We start from the raw sequence: 24,594 nt of genomic DNA, 5'->3' as shown, positions 1-24,594 counted from the left end.
TGTCTCCCCTGTCGGCCATGTGGCCTGGTGGAACGCAGCGCGACGCAACAGGTGAGTGCGAGACCCGCCGGTAGGTCTGATACGTTGTCTGACGACAGTCTACCGCGTTATTTTTCGCAAATCCAGTTGGGTGTTTACCCTGCATGTCTGGATCAACGCCCTTGAAATAATAGCGGATTCAAGGCTTCAAAGGTGATAACTCACTTCGAGGTCTCACTAGATAAGACGTCCGATGTCTTTAATTGGCGGCTCGCTAGCAGCACCCCATGCGTTTGCGCCAATGTCCGCCTGATCTTCGCTTCATCGCGCGTCCGCCCGGAAAAAATAGCCCGCGCCGATGCCGCCGAACCCGGCAGAATCGAGTACAGTCCTGTGCGATACTTTGTTGGATCAGTCAACCAGCCACAAAAATGAGCAGCCTAACTGAAAAGGTGGTGGCCACCCTTTCCGATGAAATTCGTCGCGGGGCGCTGAGGCCAGGCGATCGCATCCCCACCGAAGTCGCGATGATGAAGCAGTTGTCCGTGAGCCGCTCCGTGGTCCGCGAGGCGATTTCGCGTCTGCAGGCAGCGAGGATCGTCGAGACGCGCCACGGCATCGGCACGTTCGTGCTCACGCCCGCCGCGGAAAAGCCGATGCAGCTTCCCGCCGCCGATCTCACCAGCATGCTCGACGTGATGGCGATCATCGAGTTCCGGATCGACGTCGAAGCGGCCGCGGCCGCGCTCGCGGCCTCGCGGCGTACCGAGCAGAACCTGAAGCAGATTCGCATCGCACTCGATCGCTTCGAGTCGGAACTCGAGCGCGGCAGCACCGACACGCTCGCACACGACATCGAGTTCCATCTGCAGATTGCACGCGCGAGCGGCAACCGCTACTTCTTCGACGTGCTGAGCCAGCTCGGGCGCTCGGTCAGCCCGCGCACGCGGCTCGGTTCGGCCGAGATCGCGGAGCTCGACCATATCGAGGTGCTGCGTAGCGTGCTCGGCGAGCACTTGATGATCTATCGCGCGATCGAGCGTCAGGACGCCGACGACGCGCGCGCCGCGATGCGCATGCATCTGAGCAACAGCCGCGAGCGTCTGCGCCGCGCGCATGACTTGACGAAGGCTGGCGTGTGATCGCATGCGGGGCTGACCGACCGCCCCGCAACACGACACGCCGCCAGCAGCATCCGCTCATTCCCCCATGTCCAGATCCATCAACGCCGAGCTCAGCGATTTGCCATGCGCATCGAGCGCGAGCGAACGCGTAACGCCGCCGCCGAGCGCATCGCCGAGCACGAAGTTGAACGCGGCAAGGCCCGGCAACTCATGACGCACCACGTCACCGCGCACCACCTCACGCAGATGCGCGTTGACGCGCTCGGGCGTCAACACATCGCGCAACCGCTCGTAATGCCGCGCGTCGTAGCAGATCACCGAGATGTTGAGCGTATTGCCCTTGTCGCCGGTGCGCGAATGAGCCAGTTCACGTAGTTTCATCTCGAGCCTCCACTAGCGAGAAAGCCGGCGTCGCATGCTCGCGCGGCAGCAGCACCGATTGCACGGCGACCACCTCGCGCGCCGCCTTCGTCACTCCGCCACCGCCCGCCGGTCCGTTCGTGTACAGCGTCTCGACCTCGTTGCCGATGCGCACCGCCTCCGCGAGCGATGCCGTGCGCCCCGCCACCCGCGCGCGCGCTTCGTACGGCTCGCCGTGACCAGCCGCCACCGTGTCACCGTGCAGTGCGTTCACGCCGATCAGATCGAAGCGCAGTTCACGCGTCTCTACACCGGTCAGCGCGAGCCGTTCGCGCACGATATCGAGAGCGAGCCGTGCCCGCGCAAGCGCACCCGGTCCGCCGTACGAAATCTGCCCTTCGCCGATATAGCCGTCGAAATACGCAACCGACACTTTCAGCGTCGCGGTGCGCTCCGTGCCGCCACCGCCGGTGACGCGCACACGGTCCGGGCCTTCCTGCTCGACGCGCACCTGCGAGAAATCGGCCACCACGTCGGGTTGCAGATAGCGACGCGGATCGTGAATCTCGTACAGCAACTGCTCCTTGCACGTCGCCTCGGTCACGAGCCCGCCACTTTGCGCGAGCTTCGTGATCACTACCGAACCGTCCCGCGCAACTTCGGCGATCGGAAAGCCGAGCCGCGCGAGATTCGGCACGTCCTTGAAGCCGGGGTCTGCGAAATAGCCGCCGGTGATCTGCCCTGCGCACTCGAGCAGATGGCCGATTACCGTCGCCTGGCCGAGCATCGGCCAGTCGTCCATGCGCCAGCCGAATTCGTGGACCAGCGGCGCGACGAACAGCGACGGGTCGGCGACGCGCCCGGTCAGCACGATCTGCGCGCCGGCCGCCAGCGCGTCGACGATGCCGCTCGCGCCGAGATACGCATTCGCCGATATCAACCGGTCCTCGTACGCGGCCACCGCGTCGCCCGATTCGACGAAATGGAAGTCGCCCGCACGCACGACGTCGAGCACGTCGTCGCCGGTGACGGCGGCAATCCTCAGCGCGCCGAGACCGAACTCGCGCGCGATCTGTGCGGTCCTGCGCGCCGCCGCGCGAGGATTGGCCGCGCCCATGTTCGACACGATACGCACGCCGTTGCGCGCGGCGACGGGCAGCACCGCGCGCATGCGCGCTTCGAGCAGCGGGTCGTAGCCGAGCTCCGCGTCCTTGCTGCGCGCCTGCTGCGCGATCGCGATCGTGCGTTCGGCGAGGCATTCGAACACGAGATAGTCGAGGTGGCCGTGTTCCGCGAGTTCGAGCGCGGGTTCGATGCGGTCGCCCGAATAGCCCGCGCCAGCGCCGATGCGCACGATGCGTTCAGATTCAGTGGCTGTCATGGTGCTCCCGTCCGTTCAATGAAGCTCACAGGGGAAAGATCCCGAACGCGACGCAGGCGATCGTCATCACGACCGACGCGCCGAACAGCAGGGGAAACGTGAATCTTTGATGATCGGCCAGCTCGATACCGCACAGGCCGACCACGAGGAACGTCGCGGGTGTGAGCGGGCTGACCGGAAAACCGGTGGTCATTTGTCCGAGCAACGCGGCCTGCCCGACGTGCACTGCGGGCACGCCGAGCTGGCCCGCCACTTCCGCGATCACCGGCAGTACGCCGAAATAAAAGGAATCGGGATCGAACAGCATGCTGAGCGGCATCGACAGCAGGCCGAGCACGATCGGAATATGGCTCGCCATCGCCGGCGGCACGAAGCCGACCGCCGCCTGCGCCATCGCCTTCAGCATGCCGCTGCCCTGCATCACGCCGGTGAACACGCCGGCCGCGAGCAAGATGCCGGCCATCATCAGCGCGGCGCGCGCATGCGCGTCGATCCGTTTGCGCTGCATGTCGACGTTCGGATAGTTGACCATCAACGCGATGCACAGGCCCACCATGAACATAACGGCCGGCGGAATCTTCTCGCCCATCACGACCATCGTGCCCAGCACGACGAGCGTCAACACGATGTTGAACCAGAAGTTTTGCGGGCGGCGCAGCGCCTGTTGTTCTGGCGTCAGTTCGCGTTGGGGCATCGGCACGGACCCGCTCGCGGCAGTGAGGCCGAGGCGCTTTTCCTCGCGCCGCCCGAGCCAGTACGCCATCGAGAACACGAATACGAGGCCGATCGCCTGCACCGGAATCAGCGGATTGAATAGCGCCGAGATCGGCAGATGCAGCGACGCAGACGCGCGAATCATCGGCCCCGTCCACGGCAGGAAGTTGATACCGGCCGCCATCGATACCGCCGCGGCGAGCACGCGCCGGTCCATCTTCAGGCGATCGTAAAGCGGCAGCATCGCGGGAATCGTGACGAGGAAGCAGACGGCGCCGGAGCCGTCGAGGTGGATCAGCAGCGCGAGCAGCGTGGTGCCCATCACGATGCGCGTGGGCCGCGTGCCGACCGCGCGCAGGATACGCTCGATGATCGGGTCGAGCATGCCGGCGTCGGTGATCGTGCCGAAGTACAGGATCGCGAATACGAACATGCAGACGACCGGCGCGAGGCTTTTCAGACCATCGACGACGAACTTGCTGGTCTGCAGGCCGAAGCCGCCGAGCAGCGATGCCGCGAGGGGCACGACGATCAGCGCGACGAGCGGCGACATGCGTTTGGACAGGATCGCGCCGAGCAGCACGACGATGGTAGCCAGCCCCAGCAATGGCAGCATGAGCTTGTCTCCAGGTTGTTTTTTAGTGTGATCGAGCGTAAGTTCGCGGCAGCAATAAAACAATTGAAATGAGTTGATCGCAGCAATCACAAATCATCATGGATCTGAATCTGCGGGACATCCGGGCGTTTATCGCGGTCGCGCAAACGGGCAGCTTCACGCGCGCGGCCGCGCGGCTGCATCTGTCGCAACCGGCGTTGACGGTGCAGATTCGCCGGCTCGAGGAAACAGTCGGCCTGCGCTTGTTCGATCGCAACAGCCGCAATGTCGCGCTGACGCCGACCGGCCGCGAGCTGCTGCCCGTGCTGCAGAAATCGCTGCACGACATGGAGCACGTGCTGCGCGATGCACGCTCGCTGGGCGAAGGCGCGAGCGGCACGGTGCGCATCGCTTGTCTGCCGACCTTCGCGGCGAGCGTGCTACCCGAGCTGGTGCAGGCGCTGAGAAAAGCCGTGCCGCGCGTCGGCTTCGAGGTGCGCGACGTCGTCGCGAGCATGGTCAACACGCTGGTGCGCAACGAGGAAGTCGATATCGGGCTGACCGGCGGCGAGCTGAACGACAGCGGGCTCGAGGTGCTGCATGAGGGCATCGACCGGCTGGTCGCCGTGTTGCCGAAGCAGCACGCACTCGCGCGGCGGCGCCGGCCCGTCACGCTCGCCGATCTCGCCAACGAGCCGCTCGTGCTGACCGCCCAGGGCACGAGCGTGCGTGCGGTCGTCGACAGCGCGTTCGCCGACGCGCAATGTGAGCCGCGCATCGCCTGCGAGCCGACCTACATGATGAGCGCGGTCGCGATGGCGCGCGCCGGGCTCGGCATCACGATCCTGCCGGCGTCGGCACGCGAGGTACGCGCGGAACCCGAACTGGTCGCGCGGCCGATCGACGAAGCCGCGTTCACGCGCCGCATCGCGCTGATCAGAAAGCGTGGCCGAACCTTGCCGCCGGTGAGCGAGACCTTCGTCGCGATGCTGATCGAACGGATCGACGCGTCATAGGGCCGCATGGCATCGTTTTGCCCGTCGCGCGCAGCCCCTAGTTTTCACGATACGAAACGATGCCGCGCGTCGTAAAAAATCATGGTGCGGGGCACAAACCGGGCATTTCACGATGTCCGGCGTCGTTGCACATCGCAAAATGAAACGCGCAACCCGTTGTTTTTACACAAATGTTTTTAAGATAAAGAACGGTTTGACGCCCGCTTGCCAGCCGACTCCCTGACGTAGACTCTTTCACAAGAGCACGCGCTTCACGCAGTCGGATTCGAGGGGCCTCGCGAAATGGCCACCCACAGATTGCGCAGAAGCCGTCACGAATCGCGGCTTTTTTATTGGCAACTGGGAGACAAAAAATGAAAGGCTTTCGCTTTGGTTCGACGCAGGGAGCGTTCTACATTCTGCCGGGTCAGGACGGCTGGGAAGCCACCTACGGCAACGAAACGCTCGGAGAATTCTCGAGCCCGCAACAGGCCGCCGACGACCTCGCGCGCGGCCTGAGCTGCGAGCATCTGTCCGAGCTCGACACGTCGACACTCGAAATTCCGGAGAAGCTCGCCGATTGGGAAATCGTTCACGTATAAGGACGTATATGACCGACGGCGACGTAGCAGTGAAAGCAGAAACGACAATGGCGCCCGAAGGCGCCATTGTCGTATTTGCGGTCCTGCTTGCGGCTTTGTCCGCGGTTGCGCTGCGCGCTTACCGCGTGGCTTTCCGGGCCCGCGTAGCTGCGGCCGCGACGCTTACCGCATCAGCGGCCCGTACGGCGTCAAGCCACCGAATCGACGATCGCGTTCAGCGTCGCGCTCGGGCGCATCGCCTTGCTGGTCAGCTCGACGTTCGGACGGTAGTAGCCGCCGATATCCACCGGCTTGCCCTGCGCCGCGCCGAGTTCCGCGACGATCTTCGCCTCGTTGTCGGCCATCGCCTTCGCGACGCCCGCGAACTGCGCTTGCAGCGCCGCGTCGTCGGTTTGCGCGGCCAGTGCTTCGGCCCAGTACATCGCGAGGTAGAAGTGGCTGCCGCGATTGTCGATGCCGCCGACCTTGCGCGCCGGCGACTTGTCGTTGTCGAGGAACTTGCCGGTCGCCTGATCGAGCGTCTTCGCGAGAACCTGCGCCTTCGGGTTGTGATACGCGGTGCTCAGATGTTCGAGCGATGCGGCCAGCGCCAGGAATTCACCGAGCGAATCCCAGCGCAGGAAGCCTTCTTCGACCAGCTGCTGCACGTGCTTCGGCGCCGAACCGCCCGCGCCGGTTTCGAACATGCCGCCACCGGCCATCAGCGGAACGATCGACAGCATCTTCGCGCTGGTGCCCAGTTCCATGATCGGGAACAGGTCGGTCAGGTAGTCGCGCAGCACGTTGCCGGTGACCGAGATCGTGTCCTTGCCCGCGCGGATGCGCTCGACCGAGAACTTCGTCGCGTCGACCGGCGTCATCACGCGGATGTCGAGACCGTTGGTGTCGTGATCCTTCAGGTACTGTTCGACCTTCTTGATGATCTGCGCATCGTGCGCGCGCACCGGGTCGAGCCAGAACACTGCCGGCGTGTTGGTCGCGCGGGCGCGGTTCACCGCGAGCTTGACCCAGTCGCGGATCGGCGCGTCCTTGGTCTGGCACATACGGAAGATGTCGCCTTCCTCGACCGGCTGCTCCAGCAGCACCGCGCCGGCTTCGTCGGTCACGCGGACGACGCCGTTCGCCGGGATCTGGAACGTCTTGTCGTGTGAACCGTATTCCTCTGCGGCTTGCGCCATCAGGCCGACGTTCGGCACCGTGCCCATCGTGACCGGATCGAACGCGCCGTGCTTCTTGCAGTCTTCGATCACAGCCTGGTACACACCGGCGTAGCAACGGTCCGGAATCACCGCCTTCGCGTCGTGCAGCGCGCCGTCGGCGCCCCACATCTTGCCCGACTCTCGGATCATCGCCGGCATCGAGGCGTCGACGATCACGTCGCTCGGCACGTGCAGGCTCGTGATGCCCTTGTCCGAGTTGACCATCGCGAGCGGCGGACGCTGTTCGTACTGCGCCTTGATGTCGGCTTCGATCGCCGCTGCCGTTTCAGCCGGCAGATCCTTCAGACGCGCGTACAGGTCGCCGATACCGTTGTTCGGGTTGAAGCCGACCTTGGCGAGCGCCTCTGCGTGCTTCGCGAGCACGTCCTTGTAGAACACCGACACCACGTGGCCGAAGATGATCGGGTCCGAGACCTTCATCATCGTGGCCTTCAGGTGCACCGAGAACAGCACGCCGTTCGCCTTCGCGTCGGCGATCTGCACTTCGATGAAGCTGCGCAGCGCGTTCTTGCTCAGCACCGACGCGTCGATGATTTCGCCTGCCAGCACCGGCGTCTTCGCCTTCAGGACCGTGGTCGTGCCGTCCGCGGCGGCCAGCTCGATCTTCACGCTACCGGCTTGCGCGATCAGCGCCGACTTCTCGCTGCCGTAGAAATCGCCACCGCTCATGTGCGAGACGTGCGACTTCGAGTCCGCGCTCCACGCGCCCATCTTGTGCGGATGCTTGCGCGCATAGTTCTTGACCGACAGCGGCGCGCGGCGGTCCGAGTTGCCTTCGCGCAGCACCGGGTTCACCGCGCTGCCCTTGATCTTGTCGTAACGGGCCTTGACGTCCTTCTCGGCGTCGGTCGTCGCGACGTCCGGGTACGACGGCAGCTTGTAGCCCTGGTCGCGCAGCTCGGCGATCGCGGCCTTCAGCTGCGGCACCGACGCGCTGATGTTCGGCAGCTTGATGATGTTCGCTTCCGGGCGCGTGGTGAGTCCACCGAGCTCCGCCAGATCGTCGGAAGCCTTCTGTTCCGCGCTCAGGTAGTCGGGAAATGCGGCGATGATCCGGCCGGCGAGCGAGATGTCACGCGTTTCGACGAGCACGTCGGACGAGCGCGTGAACGCCTTGACGATCGGCAGCAGCGAGTACGTCGCCAGTGCGGGCGCTTCGTCGGTCAGGGTGTAGATGATCTTCGGCGGTGTGGACATGATTAATGCTTTGCTAGGAAGTGATAGACAGAGCGTTGGCAGTCGAGGCCAGCCCAAATCGCGGCGCGATGGCGACGGCGCCGGTTCGGCACGACGCAACCCCGCGACCTTCGTTTTGCGATACGACCGAGAGTATATGCGCGTTTTCCGCTAAATGTGGGCAAACAAACAGGTCGCGAGACCCCGCCGAAAAGGGTCGAGCCCCGGCTGGCAAGGGTTTGCGGCCGATTAGCCGTGTCTTAAGACAGATATCTTATAGATGACTTGCGACATATTATTTTTGGCTAAATGCGAATGGATCGCATTGAGGAGCCGCAAGTCCCGCGCGCTTCAGTCGCCGCCTGCCAATCGGGCCTGCGCTACGCGCGCCACGACGTCCCCTGCCGGCTTCGTCGACGGACGGCGCGCGAGCGTCCACAGCAGAGTGGACAGATCCGCATCCGATGGTGCGGGAGTCGACGGTTAGACGGGGGAAGAGGGGGAGGCGCGGACGGGGATGCTCGCACGCGAAACAGTGCGAGTCGGATGCCGGCAGCGGAGTGATTGCGTCACTCGCCGCGCGCGGGTTTAAGTCGTATAGCGCCGGGAAACGGGTAAAAAGAAGCAACCAGCCCGCCGCCGCAACGGCGCGCCAGTCGCTCGCAATAACGACCCGCCTTACCCCTCGCGTCCGAGAAACTCAACCACCATCCGGTTGAACTTGTCCGCATGCTCCCACTGCGCCCAATGCCCGCAGCGGCCGAACACATGCAGATCGGCGTTCGGCATCCCGGCGACGAGCCGCAGCCCGACGTCCATCGGCACGAAGCGATCGTCGCGGCCCCAGATCACGAGCGTCGGCGCGGCCACTTCGCCGAGGCGCGGCCCATAGTCGTTGAACTGTTTCGGATTCGCGGCGAGGCTCGCGACGAAGTTCTCGAGGTGGTCGCGCCGTGCCAGCATATTCGCGAGACGCGCCTGCATCAGATCCTCGGTCAACGCCTTCGTGTCGAACACGAAGACGCTCATCATGCGCTGCAGGTTCTCGATGGTCGGGTTGCGGTACAGCCCCTGCAGCAGCTTGATGCCTTCGGTCGGCATCGGCACGAACTGGCTCGGGCCGCCGGTGCCGCCGCCCATCAGCACGAGCTTGCCGACGCGCTGCGGTTCAGCGAGCGCGAACGCGACCGCGCTATGCCCACCCATCGAGTTGCCGATGATATGCGCGCGCTCGATATCGAGCGCATCGAGCAATGCCTTCAGGCAGCGCGCGTTGAGTTCCGCGCGCGAACCCTTGCAGACGACCGGGTCGCTCCTGCCCCACCCGAGGCAGTCCATCAGGATCACGCGATAGCCGGCCGCGACGAGCGGCTCGACGTTGCGATTGAAGTTGGCCCAGCCGGTCGCACCCGGTCCCGAGCCGTGCAGCATCACGACCGTTTCCGCGCCCTGCCCCACGTCGTTGTAGTGCAGCTGCACCTCGCGGCCATCTTCAGTGATCCGGACGAATTTGCTGGTCGCTTCTTCACTGATCGCCACTGCTTGCGTGTTGGTATTGCTCATGTCGAATTCCTGTGTTTCACGAGTTGAGTGACTGCGAACCGCCGCCGACGGCGAACCCGCTCCATATTTCAGGCCGCAAAACTACTGCGCGGCCACCGCGGTGTATCGAAGTGTCGAGCGATTCACGACGAGCCACGCGCCGATCGCGGCAACCGCGATCAGCGGAATGCTCGCGCCGAGCAGCACGCTCGCGCCCTGGCCGATTGCGAGAAGTTGCCCCGCGATCAACGGTCCGAGGATCGAGCCGAGACGGCCCACCGCCACGGCCGCGCCGACGCCGGTGCCACGCACTTCGGTCGGGTACAGGCTGCTCGCCAGCGCGTAGAGCACCGACTGGCCGCCGACCAGGAACAGCCCCGCGAGCAGCCCGCCCCACGCCATCGACGCGCCGCCGTGCGCGCTCAGCAACGCGCCAAGCGCAACGACGATGCCGACATACATGCCCGCGACCGTGCGGCGCCGGCCCATCCGGTCCATCATGCCGGCGATCACGATCGCGCCGATGCCGCCGCCGATGTTGAACATCATCTGCACGACACCCGACTGCACGCGCGTCAGACCGCGCGTCAACACGAGCGACGGCAGCCAGTTGATCAGGAAATACAGCACGATCAGCGTGCCGAGATAGCTGATCCACAATGCGATCGTCGTGCCCGCGCGCCCTTCCTGCCACAGCGCGCGCGTCACGCTAGCGGCTGCATCGTGCCGCGCGCCCGTGGTTGCACGCGCCGCGACGAACTGCGCCGACTCGCGCATGAACAGCGCAAGCAGCGGCAGCACCAGCAACGGCCCGAACCCGCCGACGTAGAAGATATGCCGCCAGCCCTCATCGCCCGGGCTGACGATGCCGACCACCGCCGCAAGCGCCGCGCCGAACGGCATGCCGCAATACATCGCGCCGACCGCGGTGTTGCGCTGATGCGGCGGCGCCGCTTCCGAGCACAGCGCGATCAGATTCGGCATCGCCGCACCAAGACCGAGGCCGGTCAGAAAGCGCGCGGCGAGCAGGCTGTTCAGATCCCATACCTGCGCGGTCGCGAGCGAGAAGAGGCCGAACAGCGCGACCGACCACATCAGCACGCGCTTGCGCCCGAGCCGGTCGGCGAGACGTCCGCCGATCGCGGCTCCGGGCAGCAGCCCGAATGCGCCGATGCTGAACGCCCAGCCCAGCTGCGCGACCGCGAGATGAAATTCGCGCGCCATGCGCGGTGCAGCGAGGCCGGTCGATTGCAGGTCGACGCCTTCGAGCAGCGCGACGATCAGGCAGAGCGCGATCGTCAGCGCGCCGCTGGCAAGAGGTTTCGTCGACTGCGCTATTTGTGTTGCTTGTGTTGACTGCCGCATGAATGTCTCCAATGTTGAATCAGCGTCGCTCTTGCGGCGACCTTGCTGGATGAAATGAACGCTGCGCGCGCGGCATGCGGCGCCACCGCGCAGCGTCTGGGTCATGAGGCCACTGCGTCGGATCCGCGCTTCAGATCCAGTGCGACATCCACGATCATGTCTTCCTGGCCGCCGACCATGCGGCGCTTGCCCAGCTCGACCAGAATGTCGACGGTCTTTAGACCGTACTTCTTCGCGGCCACTTCCGAATGACGCAGGAAGCTCGAATACACGCCCGCATAGCCGAGCGCGAGCGTTTCGCGGTCCACGCGCACCGGCCGGTCCTGCAGCGGACGCACGATGTCGTCGGCGGCGTCCATCAGCGTGTAGAGGTCAGTGCCGTGATTCCAGCCCATGCGCTCCGCTGCCGCGATGAACACTTCGAGCGGCGCGTTGCCCGCGCCCGCGCCCATGCCCGCGAGCGATGCATCGATGCGATCGCAGCCTTCTTCGACCGCGACGATCGAATTCGCCACGCCGAGCGACAGGTTGTGGTGCGCGTGCATGCCCGTCTGCGTTTCGGGTTTTAGCACGGCCTTCACCGCGCGGAAGCGGTCGCGCACGTCGTTCATCGTCAGCGCGCCGCCCGAATCGACCACGTAAATGCAGGTCGCGCCGTAGCTCTCCATCTTCTTCGCTTCGATGGCGAGGTTCTCCGGCGTGGTCATGTGGCTCATCATCAGGAAGCCGACGGTGTCCATGCCGAGTTCGCGCGCGTATTCGATGTGCTGCTTCGAAATGTCCGCTTCCGTGCAGTGGGTCGCCACGCGCACCACGCGCGCGCCCGCGTTGTACGCAGCCTTCAGGTCGTGAATCGTGCCGATGCCGGGCAGCAGCAGCGTCGCGATCTGCGCGTGCTCGACGACATCCGCGACCGCTTCGATCCATTCGAGGTCGCTATGCGCGCCGAAGCCGTAGTTGAAGCTCGAACCTTGCAGGCCGTCGCCGTGCGCGACTTCGATGCTGTCCACTTTCGCGCGGTCCAATGCGCGTGCGATGTCCTGCACGTTCTGGATCGAGTACTGGTGACGAATCGCGTGGCTGCCATCGCGCAGCGTCACGTCGGAGATATACAGTTTCTTATCCATGCGGGAAGTCTCCTTAAGCCTCTGATGCCTGCACGAGCGCCTGCGCCATACGCTCGGCGGTCGCGAGCGCGGCCGAAGTCATGATGTCGAGATTGCCGGCATAGGCTGGCAGGTAATGCGCGGCGCCTTCGACCTCGATGAAGACCGACGTCTTCAGGCCGCTAAAGCGGCCGAGGCCCGGAATGTTGAGTGGCGCGTTCGCGGGAATTTCGTCGAACTGCACCTTCTGCTTCAGACGATAGCCGGGCACGTACGCCTGAACCGCGGCGGCCATCTGCTCGATCGACGCCTCGACCATCGCGCGATCTGCGAGGTCCGACAGCGTATAGACGGTGTCGCGCATCATCACCGGCGGCTCGGCCGGATTGAGCACGATGATCGCCTTGCCTTTCGCCGCGCCGCCGACCGCTTCGATCGCCTTCGACGTGGTCTCGGTGAATTCATCGATATTCGCGCGCGTGCCGGGACCGGCCGACTTGCTGCTGATCGACGCGACGATCTCCGCGTAATGCACCTTCGCCACGCGCGACACGGCCGCGACCATCGGGATGGTCGCCTGTCCGCCGCAGGTCACCATGTTCACGTTGGGCGCGCCGATATGCGCGTCGAGATTGACGACCGGCACGCAGTACGGCCCGATCGCGGCCGGCGTCAGATCGATCACGCGAATCGAAGGCTTCAGCTTTCGCAATAGCGCATCGTTCTTCACGTGTGCGCCGGCCGAGGTCGCGTCGAACACGAAGTCGATGTCATTGAATACCGGCAGACGTGTCAGACCTTCGACGCCTTCATGCGTGGTCGCGACGCCAAGCCGCGCGGCGCGCGCGAGACCGTCCGAGTTCGGATCGATGCCGACCATCGCCGCGACTTCGAGATGCTTGCCGTGACGCAGGATCTTGATCATCAGATCGGTGCCGATATTGCCCGAGCCGATGATCGCGGCCTTGAGTTTTTCGCTTGCCATATGAGTTCCCAATCGAGTGCTTGCGAGTGCTTGCTTTATGCGGAGAAGGTCGCGCGGACGCTGCCGAGACCGTCGATCTGCGCGCTAAAGGTGCCCGGCTGCCTGACCGCGACCATCGGGCCCAAAGCGCCCGTCATCAGCACGTCGCCGGCACGCAGCGGCGTGCCGAGCCGGACCATCCGATCCGCGAGCCAGGCAGCGGCATTCAGCGGATTGCCGAGACACGCGGCGCCATTGCCGCGCGACAGGACTTCGGCATCGTTCGACAGCGTCATCGCGCAGGCCGCGAGATCGACATCGCGCAGCAGCACCGGGCGGCTGCCGAGCACGAAGCGCGCGCTCGACGCGTTGTCCGCGACCGTATCGACGAAGCGGATGTTCCAGCCCTCGATGCGACTGTCCACCACTTCGATCGCCGCGACCGCATACGCGGTTGCGCGCATCAGATCGGCATACGTGTGGCGCTCGTGCAGCAGATCGTGCTCGAGCACGAGCGCGATCTCCGCCTCGACCTTCGGCTGGATCAGCTCGCCGAGAGGAATCGGCTGGCTGTCGCCATACGCCATCGATGCGAACAGCGCGCCGAAGTCAGGTTGATCGACACCGAGTTGACGCTGCACGGCCGGCGACGTGAGTCCGATCTTGCGGCCGACGATGCGCTCGCCCGCCGCGACGCGCGCAGCCACGTTGGCCTGCTGCACCGCATACGCGAGCTGCTCGGCGTCGGCCGGGTTCGGCAGTTCGACGAAACGCGCGTCGTCGCGCAGCGGCGCGATGGTCACGCGCGTACGTTCCGATTCGCGCAGGCGCAGGGCCAACGCGTCGATGTTGCTTTGAGTGTTCATAGGGGATTCCAGATTCGGTTAAACGTGGGCAGTCACGGGTCGCGCGTGCATCGCGCCGAAGCCCGCGATCCATTCGGGGATCGGACGGTAGTAATCGAGCGACGCGCGATACGGGCCGCTCGCGTTCAGCGCGCCGAACGCGGCGATCCACGTGCGGATTTCGTGCGCGGACTTGCCGCCATCGCGCGTGATTGCGTTGTTGGTCAGGCCGTCGAGCGCGGTGAGCTCGCCGTCTTCGAGCAGCTTCAGGAACGAGCGATCCCATTCGGGATTGAGCGGATGCAGATGGCTGTCGCCCGCGGTGAACGCGTGCGCCGCCGCAATCGTGCGTGCCTGCCGCGCCGCGCGCGACTCGGCCGACGGATTGCGGCCCGCGATCAGACGCTCGGCGACTTCCTCGCTCGCGCCCGCGAGTTCCGGCACCGGCGGCTCATGCGAGATGCCGCCCGAGCCGATCACGAGCACGCGTTGATTCGAGCGTGCGAGCGCGCGGCCCAACGCATCGCCGAGCAGACGCGCGCGGCGGCATGAAGCCATCGGCGCGGCCACCGAATTGATGAACACCGGCACGACCGGATATCGATCGAGTCCGCCGGTCAGAATCTCCAGCGCTTGCGCGCAACCGTGATCGACCTGCATGCGGTAGGAGACCGCGACGTCGACGTCGCTCGCGAGCACCGCTTCGGCCAGTTCGAGCGCCGTATCGGCGGGCACATTCAGCGGACCGGCGAGGCTCTTGAAGTCGCCGATCGCGCTCGCCGATGCGCCGATGCAGAACGGCGGCATCACGTCATAGAAGAAACCGTTGTAATGATCGGGCGCGAACACGACGACCAGTTGGGGATCGAACTCGACGACGCGCGCACGCGCCGCCGCATGCACACGCTCGACTTCGGCGACGACTTCGGGCGCGGGATCGTAATAGCCGTGCAACGGCGTGTGCGATAGGCATTCGAGCAGCATCGGCATATCAGGCTCCGGCGCTTGCAGCGGTTGCGAGAGTGGCAACGGCGTCGCGCGCGAACGCTGCTTCGTTGCCGGCATTCGCCACATCCGCACGCGTTGCCGCGTCGAGTTGCAGCTTCCGCGCGAGTTCGACGACCAGTTGCGACACCTGCTGCGGCGAGCCCATGCCCGCGACGAAACGATCCGGACGCAACAGCACGACCGACTCCGGCACTCGCGTGAACCAGTCCTTCAGCCGCGTGTTCACATCGCCGATCGCGATCACGTCTTCTGGCACGTCGTCATGAAAAGACAGTTGCGTATCCGGCTTCGCGACCACGAAGCAGCCGCCGAGCCGCTGCCAGATCGCGCGCGCTTCCTCCGACAAACCGAAGGTCGGTTCCGCGCCCCAGCCGACGATCGCGAAGCGGTTGCCGAGCACATCGTCGAGTCGCACGATCTCGCCGCTCGCCGTACGCACGCGCGGCTGAATGAACATGCGGCCGACCGGCGAATGACAATGCGGGTCGCGTCCATACACGAGACGGCCGAGGCGCGACTCGCGCTTCTCGCTCATCAGACCGAGCAGGCGGCCCGGCGCGGAATGGCCCGAGCGTTCGAGCACGCGCGCGAGCCAGCCACGCTTGCGCGGCGTGTGCGCGAGCAACACGACGCCGCTTTCATAGCGCGGCATCGGCTTGAAACGCATTTCGACGAAGTAGCGCTTGACCGCCGGAAACCAGTTGAACGTACGCACGAACGCGTCGCGGAACTTGATGCCGAAGCGGCTCGTCGGCGCGAAAATGTCGCCCGCCACTTCGGAGAGGTGGATCATCGAGCGCGCATGCGAACGGCGCTCGGCGGTATAGGTATCGAGCAGCGCATCGCCGGCGACTCCCTTGACCACCATCGCGAGTTTCCAGCCGAGGTTGCTAGCGTCGCGAATGCCGCTGTTGTAGCCCTGGCCCTGCCATACCGGCATGATGTGCGCGGCGTCGCCGGCGAGCAGCACGCGGTTCACGCGAAAGCTGCTCGCAAGGCGCGCGTTGTGCGTATAGACGCGCTTGCGGATGTAGTCGACCTTGTCCGGCTCGGCGACGACTTTGCGGATCAGCGCGGCCATGTTCTCCGGCTTCGACAGCTCTTCCTCGGTCTCACCGGGCATCACCATGAATTCGAAGCGGCGAATGCCGTGCGGCAGCGCGGCCGAGACATACGGGCGTCGTGGATCGCAGTGCATGTACACGTGCGGCGAGCCGATCGGGTCGTTGCGCACATCGACGACGATCCACTGATTCGGTTTCGTGCGGCCCTCGAACGGCACGTCGAGCGTGCGGCGCACGAAGCTGTTGCCGCCGTCCGCGCCGACCATGTACGACGCGCGGATCGTGCGGCGGCCGCTCTGCGCGTGTTCCGCTTCGATCGTGACGCCGCTGCCGTCCTGCGTGAACGAGTTGACGGTGTGGCCGAACAGCACCTCGACGTGCGGGAAGCGTTGCAGGCCGTCGTACAGCACGCGATCGGCCAGCGGCTGAATGAACGCGTTGCGGCGCGACCAGCCGAATTCGTCGGTGCGCGGTTCGATCGATGCGAAGCAGTGACCGTTGCGGGTGACGAAGCGCATCCAGTGATCGGGAGTCGTGTGCGGCAGCAACGCATCCGCGAGGCCGACGGACTGGAACACGCGCAGTGCTTCGTCATCGAGGCCAATTGCGCGCGGATAATCGATGATCTTCTCGAGCTTTTCGATCAGCACGACGCGTACGCCCTGCAGGCCGAGATAGTTGGCGATCATCAAACCGACCGGGCCGGCGCCGATGATCGCGACGTCGGTGGTGACGGTTCCGCTGTGGCCTTGCGCGGCCACCGGGTCGAGCGGTTGGGGCATGTTGTCTCCGTATGTCGACCGGATTGACCGGGTCGAGCTATTCACGGAGCGCGGCGGCGGGAACCAGCGCTGGCCACGGCGAAAATCGCCTGCGGGCAACCGCTCGCGTCTCCATGAAATCGTTGATTTGTTGGCAGTCTAGGACCGGCCACCTGCCCGCTCAACAAAATCTGGAAAATGTGCATAGAATGCACATAGCTGATTTAATTGAGGTTTTTAAGTGACCAAATACACGAACGTGCGAGGTCTGTCGCGCGGCTTGCAGGTGCTGCAAGCACTCAACTCGATGGACAGCGGCCGCGCGACGAGCCAGCAGATCAGCGAGCTGACCGGCCTGCATCGCACCACCGCGCGGCGGCTTCTGGAGACGTTGATGGAAGAAGGCTTCGTGCGGCGCAGCGCGTCGGACGACAGCTTCCGGCTCACGCTGAAAGTGCGCGCGCTGAGCGAAGGCTTCACGGACGACGAACGCATCGCGACCATCGCGCCGCCGGTCATGGGGCGTCTGCTGCAACGTGTTGCGTGGCCGTCCGATCTGACCACGCCCGACGGCGACGCGATGATCATCCGCGAGACCACGCACCGCTTCAGTACGCTGTCGTTTCATCGCGCGATGGTCGGCCGCCGTTTGCCGATGCTGTTGACCGCGGCGGGCCGCGCGTACTTCGCGATGTGCCCCGATGAAGAGCGCGAGGACATTCTCGATCTGCTGCGCGCGGGCGCGGGCGGCGAGGAGCAGAAGGCGCTCGCGTCGAACGACGCGTTGATCCACAGTCTCGTGAGACGCGTGCGCGCGGATGGGTTCGGTTCGAATCACGGCGACTGGGCGGACCAGGGGAAGATCGGCGCGGTCGCCGTCGCGATCGTGTTCGAGGAACGGGTGCTCGCGAGCTTGAACGTGGTGTTTCTGTCGCGCGCGGTGTCGCTTGCGGAAGCGAAGCGGCGCTATGTGCCCGAGTTGCAGACGGCTGCGCGTGAGATGGTCGAGGAACTCGCGGCGCAGAGCAGCGCGAAGAGCGGAGCGGCTAAAACGCGTACGGGGCGCGAGCGCAACTCGTGAGACCGCTTTCGAAACCTTATCAAGATCATCCGCCTGGCACTTCGGAACCGCGTGCAAACGCGCTCCTATCGCGCGGTCATCTCAGGCGGACGCAAATGCCTCGTGCGGTTCTTCTTCGCGCAAGATATAGCCGAGTCCGCGCAAGGTCATGATCTTCGCGGTCGATGCCGCGAGATGTTTGCGCAGCCGGTGAATATAGATATCGATCGCGTCGGCGCTCGGCTCTTCGTCGAGCGTGAAGATCTTGTCCATCAGCGTGGCTTTGGAGACGGTCTTGCCCTGCTTCAGTATCAGCGCTTCGAGGATCGCGTGTTCGCGGCGGCGCAACGACAGGCGTTGGTCCTGCAGCACGAATTCGCGGGAATCGAACAGATAACGCAGATTGCCGCATTCGGTCGACTGCCCTCTGTCTCCCGCGGCCTGACGGCGAATCAGCGCCTTGATGCGCGCCACCAGTTCACGCGCATCGAAGGGCTTGACCACATAGTCGTCCGCACCCGCCGAAAAGCAGGCCACCTTGTCGTCGGTCGAGCCATTCGCGGTCAGCATCAGCACCGGCACGTTGTCGCGCTTGCGGCGCAACCTCGCGAGCACCTCCTTGCCGCTCATGCCAGGTAGGCGCAGATCGAGCAGCACCGCGTCATAGCATTGCAGACCGAGCAGCGTCTCCGCGCATTCGCCGTTTTGCGCCCAGTCGATCGCGAAGTGCTCGACTTGCATCAGGTTCATCACCCAGCGCGCGAGGTCGGCGTCGTCTTCCACGAGCAGCAGTTTCATCGTTGTCCTCTCATTGGTGAGTCGCGCGACGTCAGGTTGCGCCGAGCCATAAGCGCATCTCGACCGTCGCAACGAGGCCCGCGCCGCCTGCGTTCGATTCGAGCGTCACGCTGCCGCCCTGGCGATGCGCAATCTCGCGCACGATCGGCAAGCCGAGACCAGTCCCTTCCGCATGACTCGACGCGCGATAGAAGCGCTCGAACACTCGCTCGCGCGCATCGGCCTTGATGCCGGGCCCGTTGTCGATTACACGCACGATCGCCATGTCGTCGCGCCGCTGCGTCTGCACCGTGACGCGCCCGCCCGCCTGCGTATAGCGCAGCGCGTTGTCGACCAGATTGGTCACGAGGGCCGCGGTCAATGCTTCGTCACCGGTCACGTACAGGCCGTCTTCCAGCTCCGCGCCCAGATCGATCTCTCGCGACTGCGCAAACGCGATCAGCTCCTCGAGCACGCCCGCGATCAACGCGCTCAGATCGATCCGCTCCGGCACGTTCAGCGGCGCGGCCGACTCGGCCTGCGCGAGCAGCAACAGCTTGTTGGTCAGCGTGGTCAGCTTGCGGCTGCTCTTGTGCATGCCCGCGAGCGCTTCGTCGAGCGGGGCGTCGCGGCTATCGCGTTGCCGCGCGAACTGGATCTGCGCGGCCAGCAGCGCGAGCGGCGTGCGCAACTGATGCGCTGCATCGGAGATGAATTGACGCTGCGTCGCGGCCTGCTGGCCCATTCGCGCGATGCACTGGTTGATCGCCTCGACGATCGGCCTCAGCTCGACGTGCAGACGCGCGACGCGAATCGGTTCGAGCTGCGACGCATTGCGATCGGCAACGTCGTCCTTCACCTTCATCAGCGGCAGCAGTTCGAAGGTCAGGCCGAGGTAGACGAACACCATCGCCAGCACCAGCGTCAGAACTTCGCCGGACAATTGCGGCCGCAGCAGACGCCACACCATCGCGTCGCGCGAGCCCTCCGTCTTCGCGACCGCGACGATCACTTCCTCGGTGTGTCCCGAGTCGTAAAGCTGCCGCGCGTAGGCGACCGCGCGCGCCGCGCGGCCGTCGGCGAAATGGGTGGAATAAAGCGTGGGCTTGTCGCTCACATGCGGCGGCAGCGGCAAATCGGGGATGCCCGCGAGCAAACGATGGCCGCCCGCCTCGACGCGATAGAAAACCGTGTCCTGTTCCGGCGATTCGAACAGTTCGAGCGCGGCCGGCGGAATCTGGATCGACACCGAACCGTTGTCCCAGTCAATATCCTCGCCGATGATCCGCATCGACGACAGCAGCGCATTGTCCTGCACCAGGTCCGCGGTGTTCTGCGCGAACCGATACGAAATGACGACTGAAATGGAGACGAACGCGGCCAGCGGCAACAGCAGCCACCACAACAAGCGTCCGCGCAAACTACCTGAAAACACGATGTGCCGATCCTCTTGTGCTCGATGCGACCCACGCGGTCAGCCCGCTTTCAAGGCTTCACGTCAGAGACGAACTGGTTGGTGAAGGTGCGCGACAGATCGATATACCGCCCCTTCACCGCCGGATTGAAACTCGACAGTACCTTCAGCACCGTCTGCGGACCGTCGGCGGGCATCTTGCCATCGACGGTGTACATCGGCAGCGAAGCCTGCAACGCGCTGATATACAGTGCCTTGTCGTTGCCGATGTCTTCTTTTGGCATCCGCGCGGCGATCTGTTCCGCGCTGTGGGTATGCATATAGCGCAGTGTCCTCACGAATGCGCGCGCGAGTTTCGCGGCTTCGTCGGGATGCGCGTCGAGCCACGTGCTTTGCACGTAGAGGCTCGACGCCGGATACATGCCGCCGAGCGCGGCGCGCGTGCCGTCGACGTTGCGCATATCGACGAGTACTTTGGCGTCGCCCGCCTTCAATAGCTGAGTGACGGTCGGCTCGGTCGTCATACCCGCGTGAATGCGTCCTTCCCGCATCGCCGCGATGAAACTGCTGTCCGCGCCGACCGGCAGCAGCGTGTATTGCGTGGACGGCACGCCCGCGCGCTGTGCGAGGTATTGCGTCAGAAAACTCGTCGAGGAACCGAGCCCGGTGACGCCGAGCGTCTTGCCTCGCACGTCGGCCATGCTGCGGATCGAAGCGGCCGACTTCGCCGCGACCAGTTGCACTTCGCCCGGCACCTGGCTGAACACGACGATTGTCTTCACTTCCTTGCCGCGTGTCTGCAGATCGATAGTGTGATCGTAAAAGCCGACCACGCCCTGCACCGCGCCGGCGAGCATTTCATTCTCGCCCTCTATTCCAGTCGGCTGCGACAGCAGTTCGACGTCGAGCCCTTCCGCCTTGAAATAGCCGAGCTGTTCGGCAAGACGCGCCGGCAGATAGATGAGCTTGTTGGTGCCGCCCACCATGATCGCGAGTTTCTCCGGCTCGGCCGCTTGCGCAGGCGTCGCCACCCTCGCGAGCGCGCACCATGCGAGCGACGCCGCCACGACGGCATAGGCCGCGCGCGAAAGACGCGTCGGGGAAAGCTTCATTTGCGGGTGTCTCCGTTATCTTGCTCTGGGCGCCGCGCGGGTCGCCTGCCCGTGATTCTGAAGGGCCGAACCCTTCCCGATGCTTTCAGTGCTGTTTTTGTTGCGCGAACCTCGGGTTTGTCCCGATCACTTCGGCGTCGCGCGCGGAAACGTCACCGCGATATCCACGCCCTTGCCGCCCTCGCCCGCCTTCAGCACGATCTCGCCGTGATGCGCGTCCGCGATTTCGCGCACGATCGCCAGACCGAGGCCCGTGCCTTCCGTATCCGTCGACGCGCGAAAGAACGGCTCGAACACGCGGCTGCGCGCCTCGGCCGGAATGCCGGGGCCGTTGTCGGTCACGCTGACCGTCACCGTATTGGCCTCGGTATCCGCGCTCACGGCGACCGTCACGTGGCCACCGCTGCCCGTATAGCGAATCGCGTTCTCGGCGAGATTCGCGATCAGCGCCTGCAACATGCCGCGATGTCCGAGCACCGGCGCCGCGCCGTGCAATTCCGCGCCCAGATCGATTTCACGCGCCTGCGCGAGCAGCCCGAGATCTTCGACGACTTCCATTGCGAGGGGTACCAGATCGACGCGTTCCATCGCGAGTTGCGAGTTGTCGGCGGCCTCGGCCTGCGCGAGCAGCAGCAGCTTGTTGGTGAGACCGACCATCGAACGATTGCTTCGATGCATCGCGGCAAGCGCTTCGTCGAGCGCGGGATTCAGGCCTTCCTGCTGCCGCGCGAACTGCAGTTGCGTGCCGAGCAGCGTGAGCGGCGTGCGCAACTGATGCGCGGCATCGGCGATGAAGCGCCGCTGCGCCGCCACCTGCACGCCAAGCCGCGCGATGCACTGATTGATCGCATCGACGATAGGCCGCAGTTCCGAATGCAGACGCTCGACGCGGATCGGTTCGAGCTGCATCGGATCGCGGTCGGCTACCTCGTCTTTCACCTTCATCAACGGGCGCAACTCGAACGTGAGCCCGATGCAAACGAGTGCGACCGCCAGCGCGATCATTTCGAGCTGGCGCACGAGTTGCGGCCGCCACAGTTGTTGAGTCATCGCGTCGCGCGAGCGCACGGTCTTGCCGACCGTCACGCGCACGGGGCGCGTCGCGCCGTTGTCGTACATGAACCGCACGATGTCGACCGCGCGCACTTGCTGGCCGTGCAACTCGGTGTAGTACGAGTCCGGCACGTCGGGCGCGCGCAGCGGACGCGGCGGGAAATCAGGCGTACCCGCAAGCAGCCGCCCATCGTCGACACGCACGCTGTAGAACACCTGGTCGCGATATGGCGACGCGAAAATCTCGAGGGCGGCGGGCGGCACATCGACACGCAGAAAACCGTCGCTCCATTCGACCTCGCCCGCGATCATCCGCGCCGACGCGACCAGCTGGTTGTCCTGCACCAGATTCGCGGTGTGCCGCGCGTTGTCGTACTCGGTCTTGCCGGTCACGAACACATAGAGCGCGAGCGGCACGAGCAGCCACCACAGCAGACGGATGCGCAGGCTATTGGACATCGTTACTGGTCGTCTTCCCGCTTGCGCAGCAGATAGCCGAGCCCGCGCAGCGTGACGATCGCGGCCGAGCTGCCATCGAGCTTCTTGCGCAAACGCGAAATGTAGATCTCGACCGCGTCTTCGCTCGGCTCGTCCGCGAGCGTGAAGATCGCATCGACCAGCGCCGGCTTCGTCACCGTCTTGCCGAGGCGCAGGATCAGCGCTTCGAGCACCGAACGCTCGCGCGGCGTCACGTTCAGCGGCGCGCCTTTCAGCGTGAACTGGCGTGTGTCGATGTCGAACGACAGGTCGCCGCACACCACCTCGCTCGCTTTGGACGGCGACTGCCGCCGGATCGCCACCTTGATGCGCGCGATCAGCTCACGCACTTCGAACGGCTTCACCAGGTAGTCGTCGGCGCCGGCGCCGAGCAGTTCCACCTTCTCGTCGATCGAGCCGCTCGCGGTCAGGATCAGCACCGGCGTCGCGTCGCCGCGCTGACGCAGCCGGCGCAGCACGTTCTTGCCGGACAGCTTCGGCAGGTTCAGGTCGAGCAGGATCACGTCGTAGTGATTGGTGCGCAGCAGGCGGTCGGCTTCGTCGCCGTCCTGCACGGCGTCGAGCGCGAAGGCTTCCTGCTCCAGCATCTTCGCGAGCCAGTGCGCAAGCGTGGGGTTGTCTTCGATCAGCAGCAGCTTCATGGCGGGTACGGCAAAAGTCAGGTCGTCGATTGTGCCTTAAAACAAGGGGGCTGCGCGCGTGGAGTGTGGCGCGTCGTCGGTGCATCGTCGGGTTAACACCCATGTTTTGCGCCAAACCCCGAAAGCTGGCAGAAGGTTTCGCGTTTCTATAATCGCTGCCATTCACCCAGAAAGCGCCGCGCCTCGATCGCGGCGACCCACCTAAGGAGACTGCTTCATGCGTACCTTGCGCCAGATTGCCGTTGTGTCAGGAGTTGCTTTCGCCCTTGCCGCCGCTTCGGCCGCCGCTCACGCCGAGAAGATCACGATCATGGTCGGCGGCGCCACCAAGATCATCTATCTGCCGGCCAAGCTCACCGAGCAGCTCGGCTACTTCAAGGACGAAGGCCTCGACGTCGAAATCCTGTCGCAGCCGGCCGGTGTCGATGCGGAGAACGAACTGCTCGCGGGCGCGGTGCAAGGGGTTGTCGGCTTCTACGATCACACGATCGACCTGCAGAGCAAGGGCAAGGAAGTGCAGGCGCTCGTCGTCTTCGGCCAGGTGCCGGGCGAAGTCGAAATGGTCTCGACGAAGGCGGCCGATTCGCTGAAGAGCATGGCCGACGTCAAAGGCAAGACGCTCGGCGTGACCGGCCTCGGTTCGTCGACGAGCTTCCTCACGCAGTACCTCGCGCAGCGCGCCGGTGTGGCGTCGACGCAATACACGATGTTGCCGGTCGGCGCGGACAACAGCTTCATCGCCGCCATCAAGCAAAGCCGCATCGACGCCGGCATGACCACGGAGCCGACCGTCTCGCAACTGCTGAAGACCGGCGACGCGAAGGTGCTGGTCGATATGCGCACCGTGGAAGGCACGCGCGCCGCGCTCGGCGGCACCTACCCCGCGTCGAGCTTCTACGTGCAGCGCGCGTGGGCCGAATCGCACAAGGACGACGCGGCGAAGCTGTCGCACGCGTTCGCGAAGACGCTGAACTTCATCGCGACGCATAGCGCCGAGGACATCGCCGCGCAGATGCCGAAGGACTACTACGGCAACAACAAGGACCTGTACGTGGGCGCGCTGAAGGCGTCGCTGCCGATGTTCACGAAAGACGGCAAGATGCCCGCCGACGGCCCGGACACGGTGCTGAAGGTGCTGTCCGCATTCAATCCGTCGGTGAAGGGCAAGCATATCGACCTCGCCAAGACCTACACCAACGACTTCCTGTCGGCGCCGGTCAAGACCGCGTCGAAGTAAC

The 24,594-nt window shown here is 64.9% G+C and carries 21 protein-coding genes; 5 read left to right on the top strand and 16 right to left on the bottom strand.

All coding sequences use genetic code 11. The features are described from left to right. Positions 1 to 410 precede the first annotated feature (410 nt). A complete protein-coding gene (locus tag AB3X86_RS10175; protein ID WP_176126372.1) occupies positions 411 to 1,121 on the top strand; it encodes a FadR/GntR family transcriptional regulator in 711 nt (236 codons plus the stop codon). A 57-nt stretch (positions 1,122 to 1,178) separates the two neighbouring features. On the opposite strand, the gene AB3X86_RS10170 is transcribed toward AB3X86_RS10175, so the two are convergent. The 3 genes from AB3X86_RS10170 to AB3X86_RS10160 are packed head-to-tail and all read right to left on the bottom strand — an operon-like array spanning position 1,179 to position 4,174. Further along, positions 1,179 to 1,484 (bottom strand): hypothetical protein, encoded by a 306-nt coding sequence (locus tag AB3X86_RS10170; protein ID WP_368595841.1) that lies wholly within the window; start codon positions 1,482 to 1,484, stop codon positions 1,179 to 1,181. Then, positions 1,471 to 2,844: an acyclic terpene utilization AtuA family protein gene (locus AB3X86_RS10165; protein ID WP_368595840.1), complete on the bottom strand. Its 1,374-nt coding sequence runs from the start codon at positions 2,842 to 2,844 to the stop codon at positions 1,471 to 1,473. Before AB3X86_RS10165 ends, AB3X86_RS10170 begins: the two co-directional genes overlap by 14 nt. 25 nt (positions 2,845 to 2,869) lie before the next feature. Next, positions 2,870 to 4,174 carry a CitMHS family transporter gene (locus tag AB3X86_RS10160; protein WP_368595839.1) on the bottom strand — a complete coding sequence of 435 codons (1,305 nt, stop codon included), beginning with the start codon at positions 4,172 to 4,174 and terminating at the stop codon, positions 2,870 to 2,872. 98 nt (positions 4,175 to 4,272) lie between these two features. Between AB3X86_RS10160 and AB3X86_RS10155 the strand changes: the two genes are divergently transcribed. Then, positions 4,273 to 5,169 carry a LysR family transcriptional regulator gene (locus tag AB3X86_RS10155; RefSeq protein WP_176126375.1) on the top strand — a complete coding sequence of 299 codons (897 nt, stop codon included), beginning with the start codon at positions 4,273 to 4,275 and terminating at the stop codon, positions 5,167 to 5,169. 353 nt (positions 5,170 to 5,522) lie between these two features. Beyond that, positions 5,523 to 5,750, top strand: a complete 228-nt coding sequence (locus tag AB3X86_RS10150) for a hypothetical protein (RefSeq protein WP_013092475.1) — start codon at positions 5,523 to 5,525, stop codon at positions 5,748 to 5,750. Positions 5,751 to 5,938: 188 nt separating this feature from the next. Here AB3X86_RS10150 and AB3X86_RS10145 read toward each other — a convergent pair whose 3' ends face one another. The 8 genes from AB3X86_RS10145 to AB3X86_RS10110 form a co-directional block, all read right to left on the bottom strand. Continuing rightward, complete coding sequence (locus AB3X86_RS10145) at positions 5,939 to 8,167, bottom strand: NADP-dependent isocitrate dehydrogenase (RefSeq protein WP_368595838.1); 2,229 nt, start codon at positions 8,165 to 8,167, stop codon at positions 5,939 to 5,941. 657 nt (positions 8,168 to 8,824) lie between these two features. Then, on the bottom strand, positions 8,825 to 9,709 hold the full coding sequence (locus AB3X86_RS10140) for an alpha/beta fold hydrolase (RefSeq protein ID WP_368595837.1): 885 nt from the start codon (positions 9,707 to 9,709) through the stop codon (positions 8,825 to 8,827). Between the two features lie 81 nt (positions 9,710 to 9,790). Continuing rightward, positions 9,791 to 11,053: a 3-(3-hydroxy-phenyl)propionate transporter MhpT gene (gene mhpT, locus AB3X86_RS10135; RefSeq protein ID WP_368595836.1), complete on the bottom strand. Its 1,263-nt coding sequence runs from the start codon at positions 11,051 to 11,053 to the stop codon at positions 9,791 to 9,793. A gap of 101 nt (positions 11,054 to 11,154) precedes the next feature. Next, positions 11,155 to 12,180, bottom strand: a complete 1,026-nt coding sequence (gene dmpG, locus AB3X86_RS10130; protein ID WP_176106773.1) for a 4-hydroxy-2-oxovalerate aldolase — start codon at positions 12,178 to 12,180, stop codon at positions 11,155 to 11,157. Positions 12,181 to 12,193: 13 nt separating this feature from the next. Next, positions 12,194 to 13,144 carry an acetaldehyde dehydrogenase (acetylating) gene (locus tag AB3X86_RS10125; RefSeq protein ID WP_368595835.1) on the bottom strand — a complete coding sequence of 317 codons (951 nt, stop codon included), beginning with the start codon at positions 13,142 to 13,144 and terminating at the stop codon, positions 12,194 to 12,196. A gap of 35 nt (positions 13,145 to 13,179) precedes the next feature. Next, on the bottom strand, positions 13,180 to 13,989 hold the full coding sequence (locus AB3X86_RS10120; protein ID WP_184225252.1) for a 2-keto-4-pentenoate hydratase: 810 nt from the start codon (positions 13,987 to 13,989) through the stop codon (positions 13,180 to 13,182). Positions 13,990 to 14,007: 18 nt separating this feature from the next. Continuing rightward, the gene (locus tag AB3X86_RS10115) at positions 14,008 to 14,958 is read right to left on the bottom strand and encodes a 3-carboxyethylcatechol 2,3-dioxygenase (RefSeq protein WP_368595834.1); all 951 of its coding nucleotides are present in this window, start codon (positions 14,956 to 14,958) and stop codon (positions 14,008 to 14,010) included. Position 14,959: 1 nt separating this feature from the next. Beyond that, positions 14,960 to 16,822: a bifunctional 3-(3-hydroxy-phenyl)propionate/3-hydroxycinnamic acid hydroxylase gene (locus AB3X86_RS10110; RefSeq protein WP_368595833.1), complete on the bottom strand. Its 1,863-nt coding sequence runs from the start codon at positions 16,820 to 16,822 to the stop codon at positions 14,960 to 14,962. A 220-nt stretch (positions 16,823 to 17,042) separates the two neighbouring features. On the opposite strand from AB3X86_RS10110, the gene AB3X86_RS10105 reads away from it, so the two are divergent. Further along, on the top strand, positions 17,043 to 17,882 hold the full coding sequence (locus AB3X86_RS10105) for a DNA-binding transcriptional regulator (protein WP_368595832.1): 840 nt from the start codon (positions 17,043 to 17,045) through the stop codon (positions 17,880 to 17,882). A gap of 81 nt (positions 17,883 to 17,963) precedes the next feature. On the opposite strand, the gene AB3X86_RS10100 is transcribed toward AB3X86_RS10105, so the two are convergent. The 5 genes from AB3X86_RS10100 to AB3X86_RS10080 all read right to left on the bottom strand — a co-directional run bounded on the left by AB3X86_RS10100 (position 17,964) and on the right by AB3X86_RS10080 (position 23,356). Next, positions 17,964 to 18,659 carry a response regulator gene (locus AB3X86_RS10100; protein WP_368595831.1) on the bottom strand — a complete coding sequence of 232 codons (696 nt, stop codon included), beginning with the start codon at positions 18,657 to 18,659 and terminating at the stop codon, positions 17,964 to 17,966. A 31-nt stretch (positions 18,660 to 18,690) separates the two neighbouring features. Then, on the bottom strand, positions 18,691 to 20,073 hold the full coding sequence (locus tag AB3X86_RS10095; protein ID WP_368595830.1) for a sensor histidine kinase: 1,383 nt from the start codon (positions 20,071 to 20,073) through the stop codon (positions 18,691 to 18,693). Positions 20,074 to 20,123: 50 nt separating this feature from the next. Beyond that, positions 20,124 to 21,164, bottom strand: a complete 1,041-nt coding sequence (locus tag AB3X86_RS10090) for an ABC transporter substrate-binding protein (RefSeq protein ID WP_368595829.1) — start codon at positions 21,162 to 21,164, stop codon at positions 20,124 to 20,126. Between the two features lie 126 nt (positions 21,165 to 21,290). Further along, positions 21,291 to 22,676, bottom strand: a complete 1,386-nt coding sequence (locus tag AB3X86_RS10085) for a sensor histidine kinase (RefSeq protein ID WP_176125845.1) — start codon at positions 22,674 to 22,676, stop codon at positions 21,291 to 21,293. A 2-nt stretch (positions 22,677 to 22,678) separates the two neighbouring features. Then, positions 22,679 to 23,356, bottom strand: a complete 678-nt coding sequence (locus AB3X86_RS10080; RefSeq protein ID WP_013092490.1) for a response regulator — start codon at positions 23,354 to 23,356, stop codon at positions 22,679 to 22,681. Between the two features lie 217 nt (positions 23,357 to 23,573). On the opposite strand from AB3X86_RS10080, the gene AB3X86_RS10075 reads away from it, so the two are divergent. Further along, positions 23,574 to 24,593 carry an ABC transporter substrate-binding protein gene (locus AB3X86_RS10075; protein WP_176106783.1) on the top strand — a complete coding sequence of 340 codons (1,020 nt, stop codon included), beginning with the start codon at positions 23,574 to 23,576 and terminating at the stop codon, positions 24,591 to 24,593. Position 24,594: the final 1 nt, after the last annotated feature.

The organism is Paraburkholderia sp. BR14374 (assembly GCF_040948685.1).
Classification (GTDB): Bacteria; Pseudomonadota; Gammaproteobacteria; order Burkholderiales; family Burkholderiaceae; genus Paraburkholderia; species Paraburkholderia youngii.
The sequence above is the reverse complement of the archived record's forward strand: the minus strand, read 5'-3'. Positions and strand labels throughout refer to the sequence as shown.

Bases quoted from the DNA above. Each gene is read 5' to 3' on its own strand.
- AB3X86_RS10075 (WP_176106783.1), top strand. From the start codon at position 23,574: ATGCGTACCTTGCGCCAGATTGCCGTTGTGTCAGGAGTTGCTTTCGCC.
- AB3X86_RS10110 (WP_368595833.1), bottom strand. From the start codon at position 16,822: ATGCCCCAACCGCTCGACCCGGTGGCCGCGCAAGGCCACAGCGGAACC.
- AB3X86_RS10140 (WP_368595837.1), bottom strand. From the start codon at position 9,709: ATGAGCAATACCAACACGCAAGCAGTGGCGATCAGTGAAGAAGCGACC.
- AB3X86_RS10165 (WP_368595840.1), bottom strand. From the start codon at position 2,844: ATGACAGCCACTGAATCTGAACGCATCGTGCGCATCGGCGCTGGCGCG.
- AB3X86_RS10175 (WP_176126372.1), top strand. From the start codon at position 411: ATGAGCAGCCTAACTGAAAAGGTGGTGGCCACCCTTTCCGATGAAATT.
- AB3X86_RS10150 (WP_013092475.1), top strand. From the start codon at position 5,523: ATGAAAGGCTTTCGCTTTGGTTCGACGCAGGGAGCGTTCTACATTCTG.
- AB3X86_RS10085 (WP_176125845.1), bottom strand. From the start codon at position 22,676: ATGTCCAATAGCCTGCGCATCCGTCTGCTGTGGTGGCTGCTCGTGCCG.
- AB3X86_RS10115 (WP_368595834.1), bottom strand. From the start codon at position 14,958: ATGCCGATGCTGCTCGAATGCCTATCGCACACGCCGTTGCACGGCTAT.
- AB3X86_RS10125 (WP_368595835.1), bottom strand. From the start codon at position 13,144: ATGGCAAGCGAAAAACTCAAGGCCGCGATCATCGGCTCGGGCAATATC.
- AB3X86_RS10160 (WP_368595839.1), bottom strand. From the start codon at position 4,174: ATGCTGCCATTGCTGGGGCTGGCTACCATCGTCGTGCTGCTCGGCGCG.
- AB3X86_RS10120 (WP_184225252.1), bottom strand. From the start codon at position 13,989: ATGAACACTCAAAGCAACATCGACGCGTTGGCCCTGCGCCTGCGCGAA.
- dmpG (WP_176106773.1), bottom strand. From the start codon at position 12,180: ATGGATAAGAAACTGTATATCTCCGACGTGACGCTGCGCGATGGCAGC.
- AB3X86_RS10100 (WP_368595831.1), bottom strand. From the start codon at position 18,659: ATGAAACTGCTGCTCGTGGAAGACGACGCCGACCTCGCGCGCTGGGTG.
- mhpT (WP_368595836.1), bottom strand. From the start codon at position 11,053: ATGCGGCAGTCAACACAAGCAACACAAATAGCGCAGTCGACGAAACCT.
- AB3X86_RS10090 (WP_368595829.1), bottom strand. From the start codon at position 21,164: ATGAAGCTTTCCCCGACGCGTCTTTCGCGCGCGGCCTATGCCGTCGTG.
- AB3X86_RS10155 (WP_176126375.1), top strand. From the start codon at position 4,273: ATGGATCTGAATCTGCGGGACATCCGGGCGTTTATCGCGGTCGCGCAA.
- AB3X86_RS10145 (WP_368595838.1), bottom strand. From the start codon at position 8,167: ATGTCCACACCGCCGAAGATCATCTACACCCTGACCGACGAAGCGCCC.
- AB3X86_RS10170 (WP_368595841.1), bottom strand. From the start codon at position 1,484: ATGAAACTACGTGAACTGGCTCATTCGCGCACCGGCGACAAGGGCAAT.
- AB3X86_RS10080 (WP_013092490.1), bottom strand. From the start codon at position 23,356: ATGAAGCTGCTGCTGATCGAAGACAACCCCACGCTTGCGCACTGGCTC.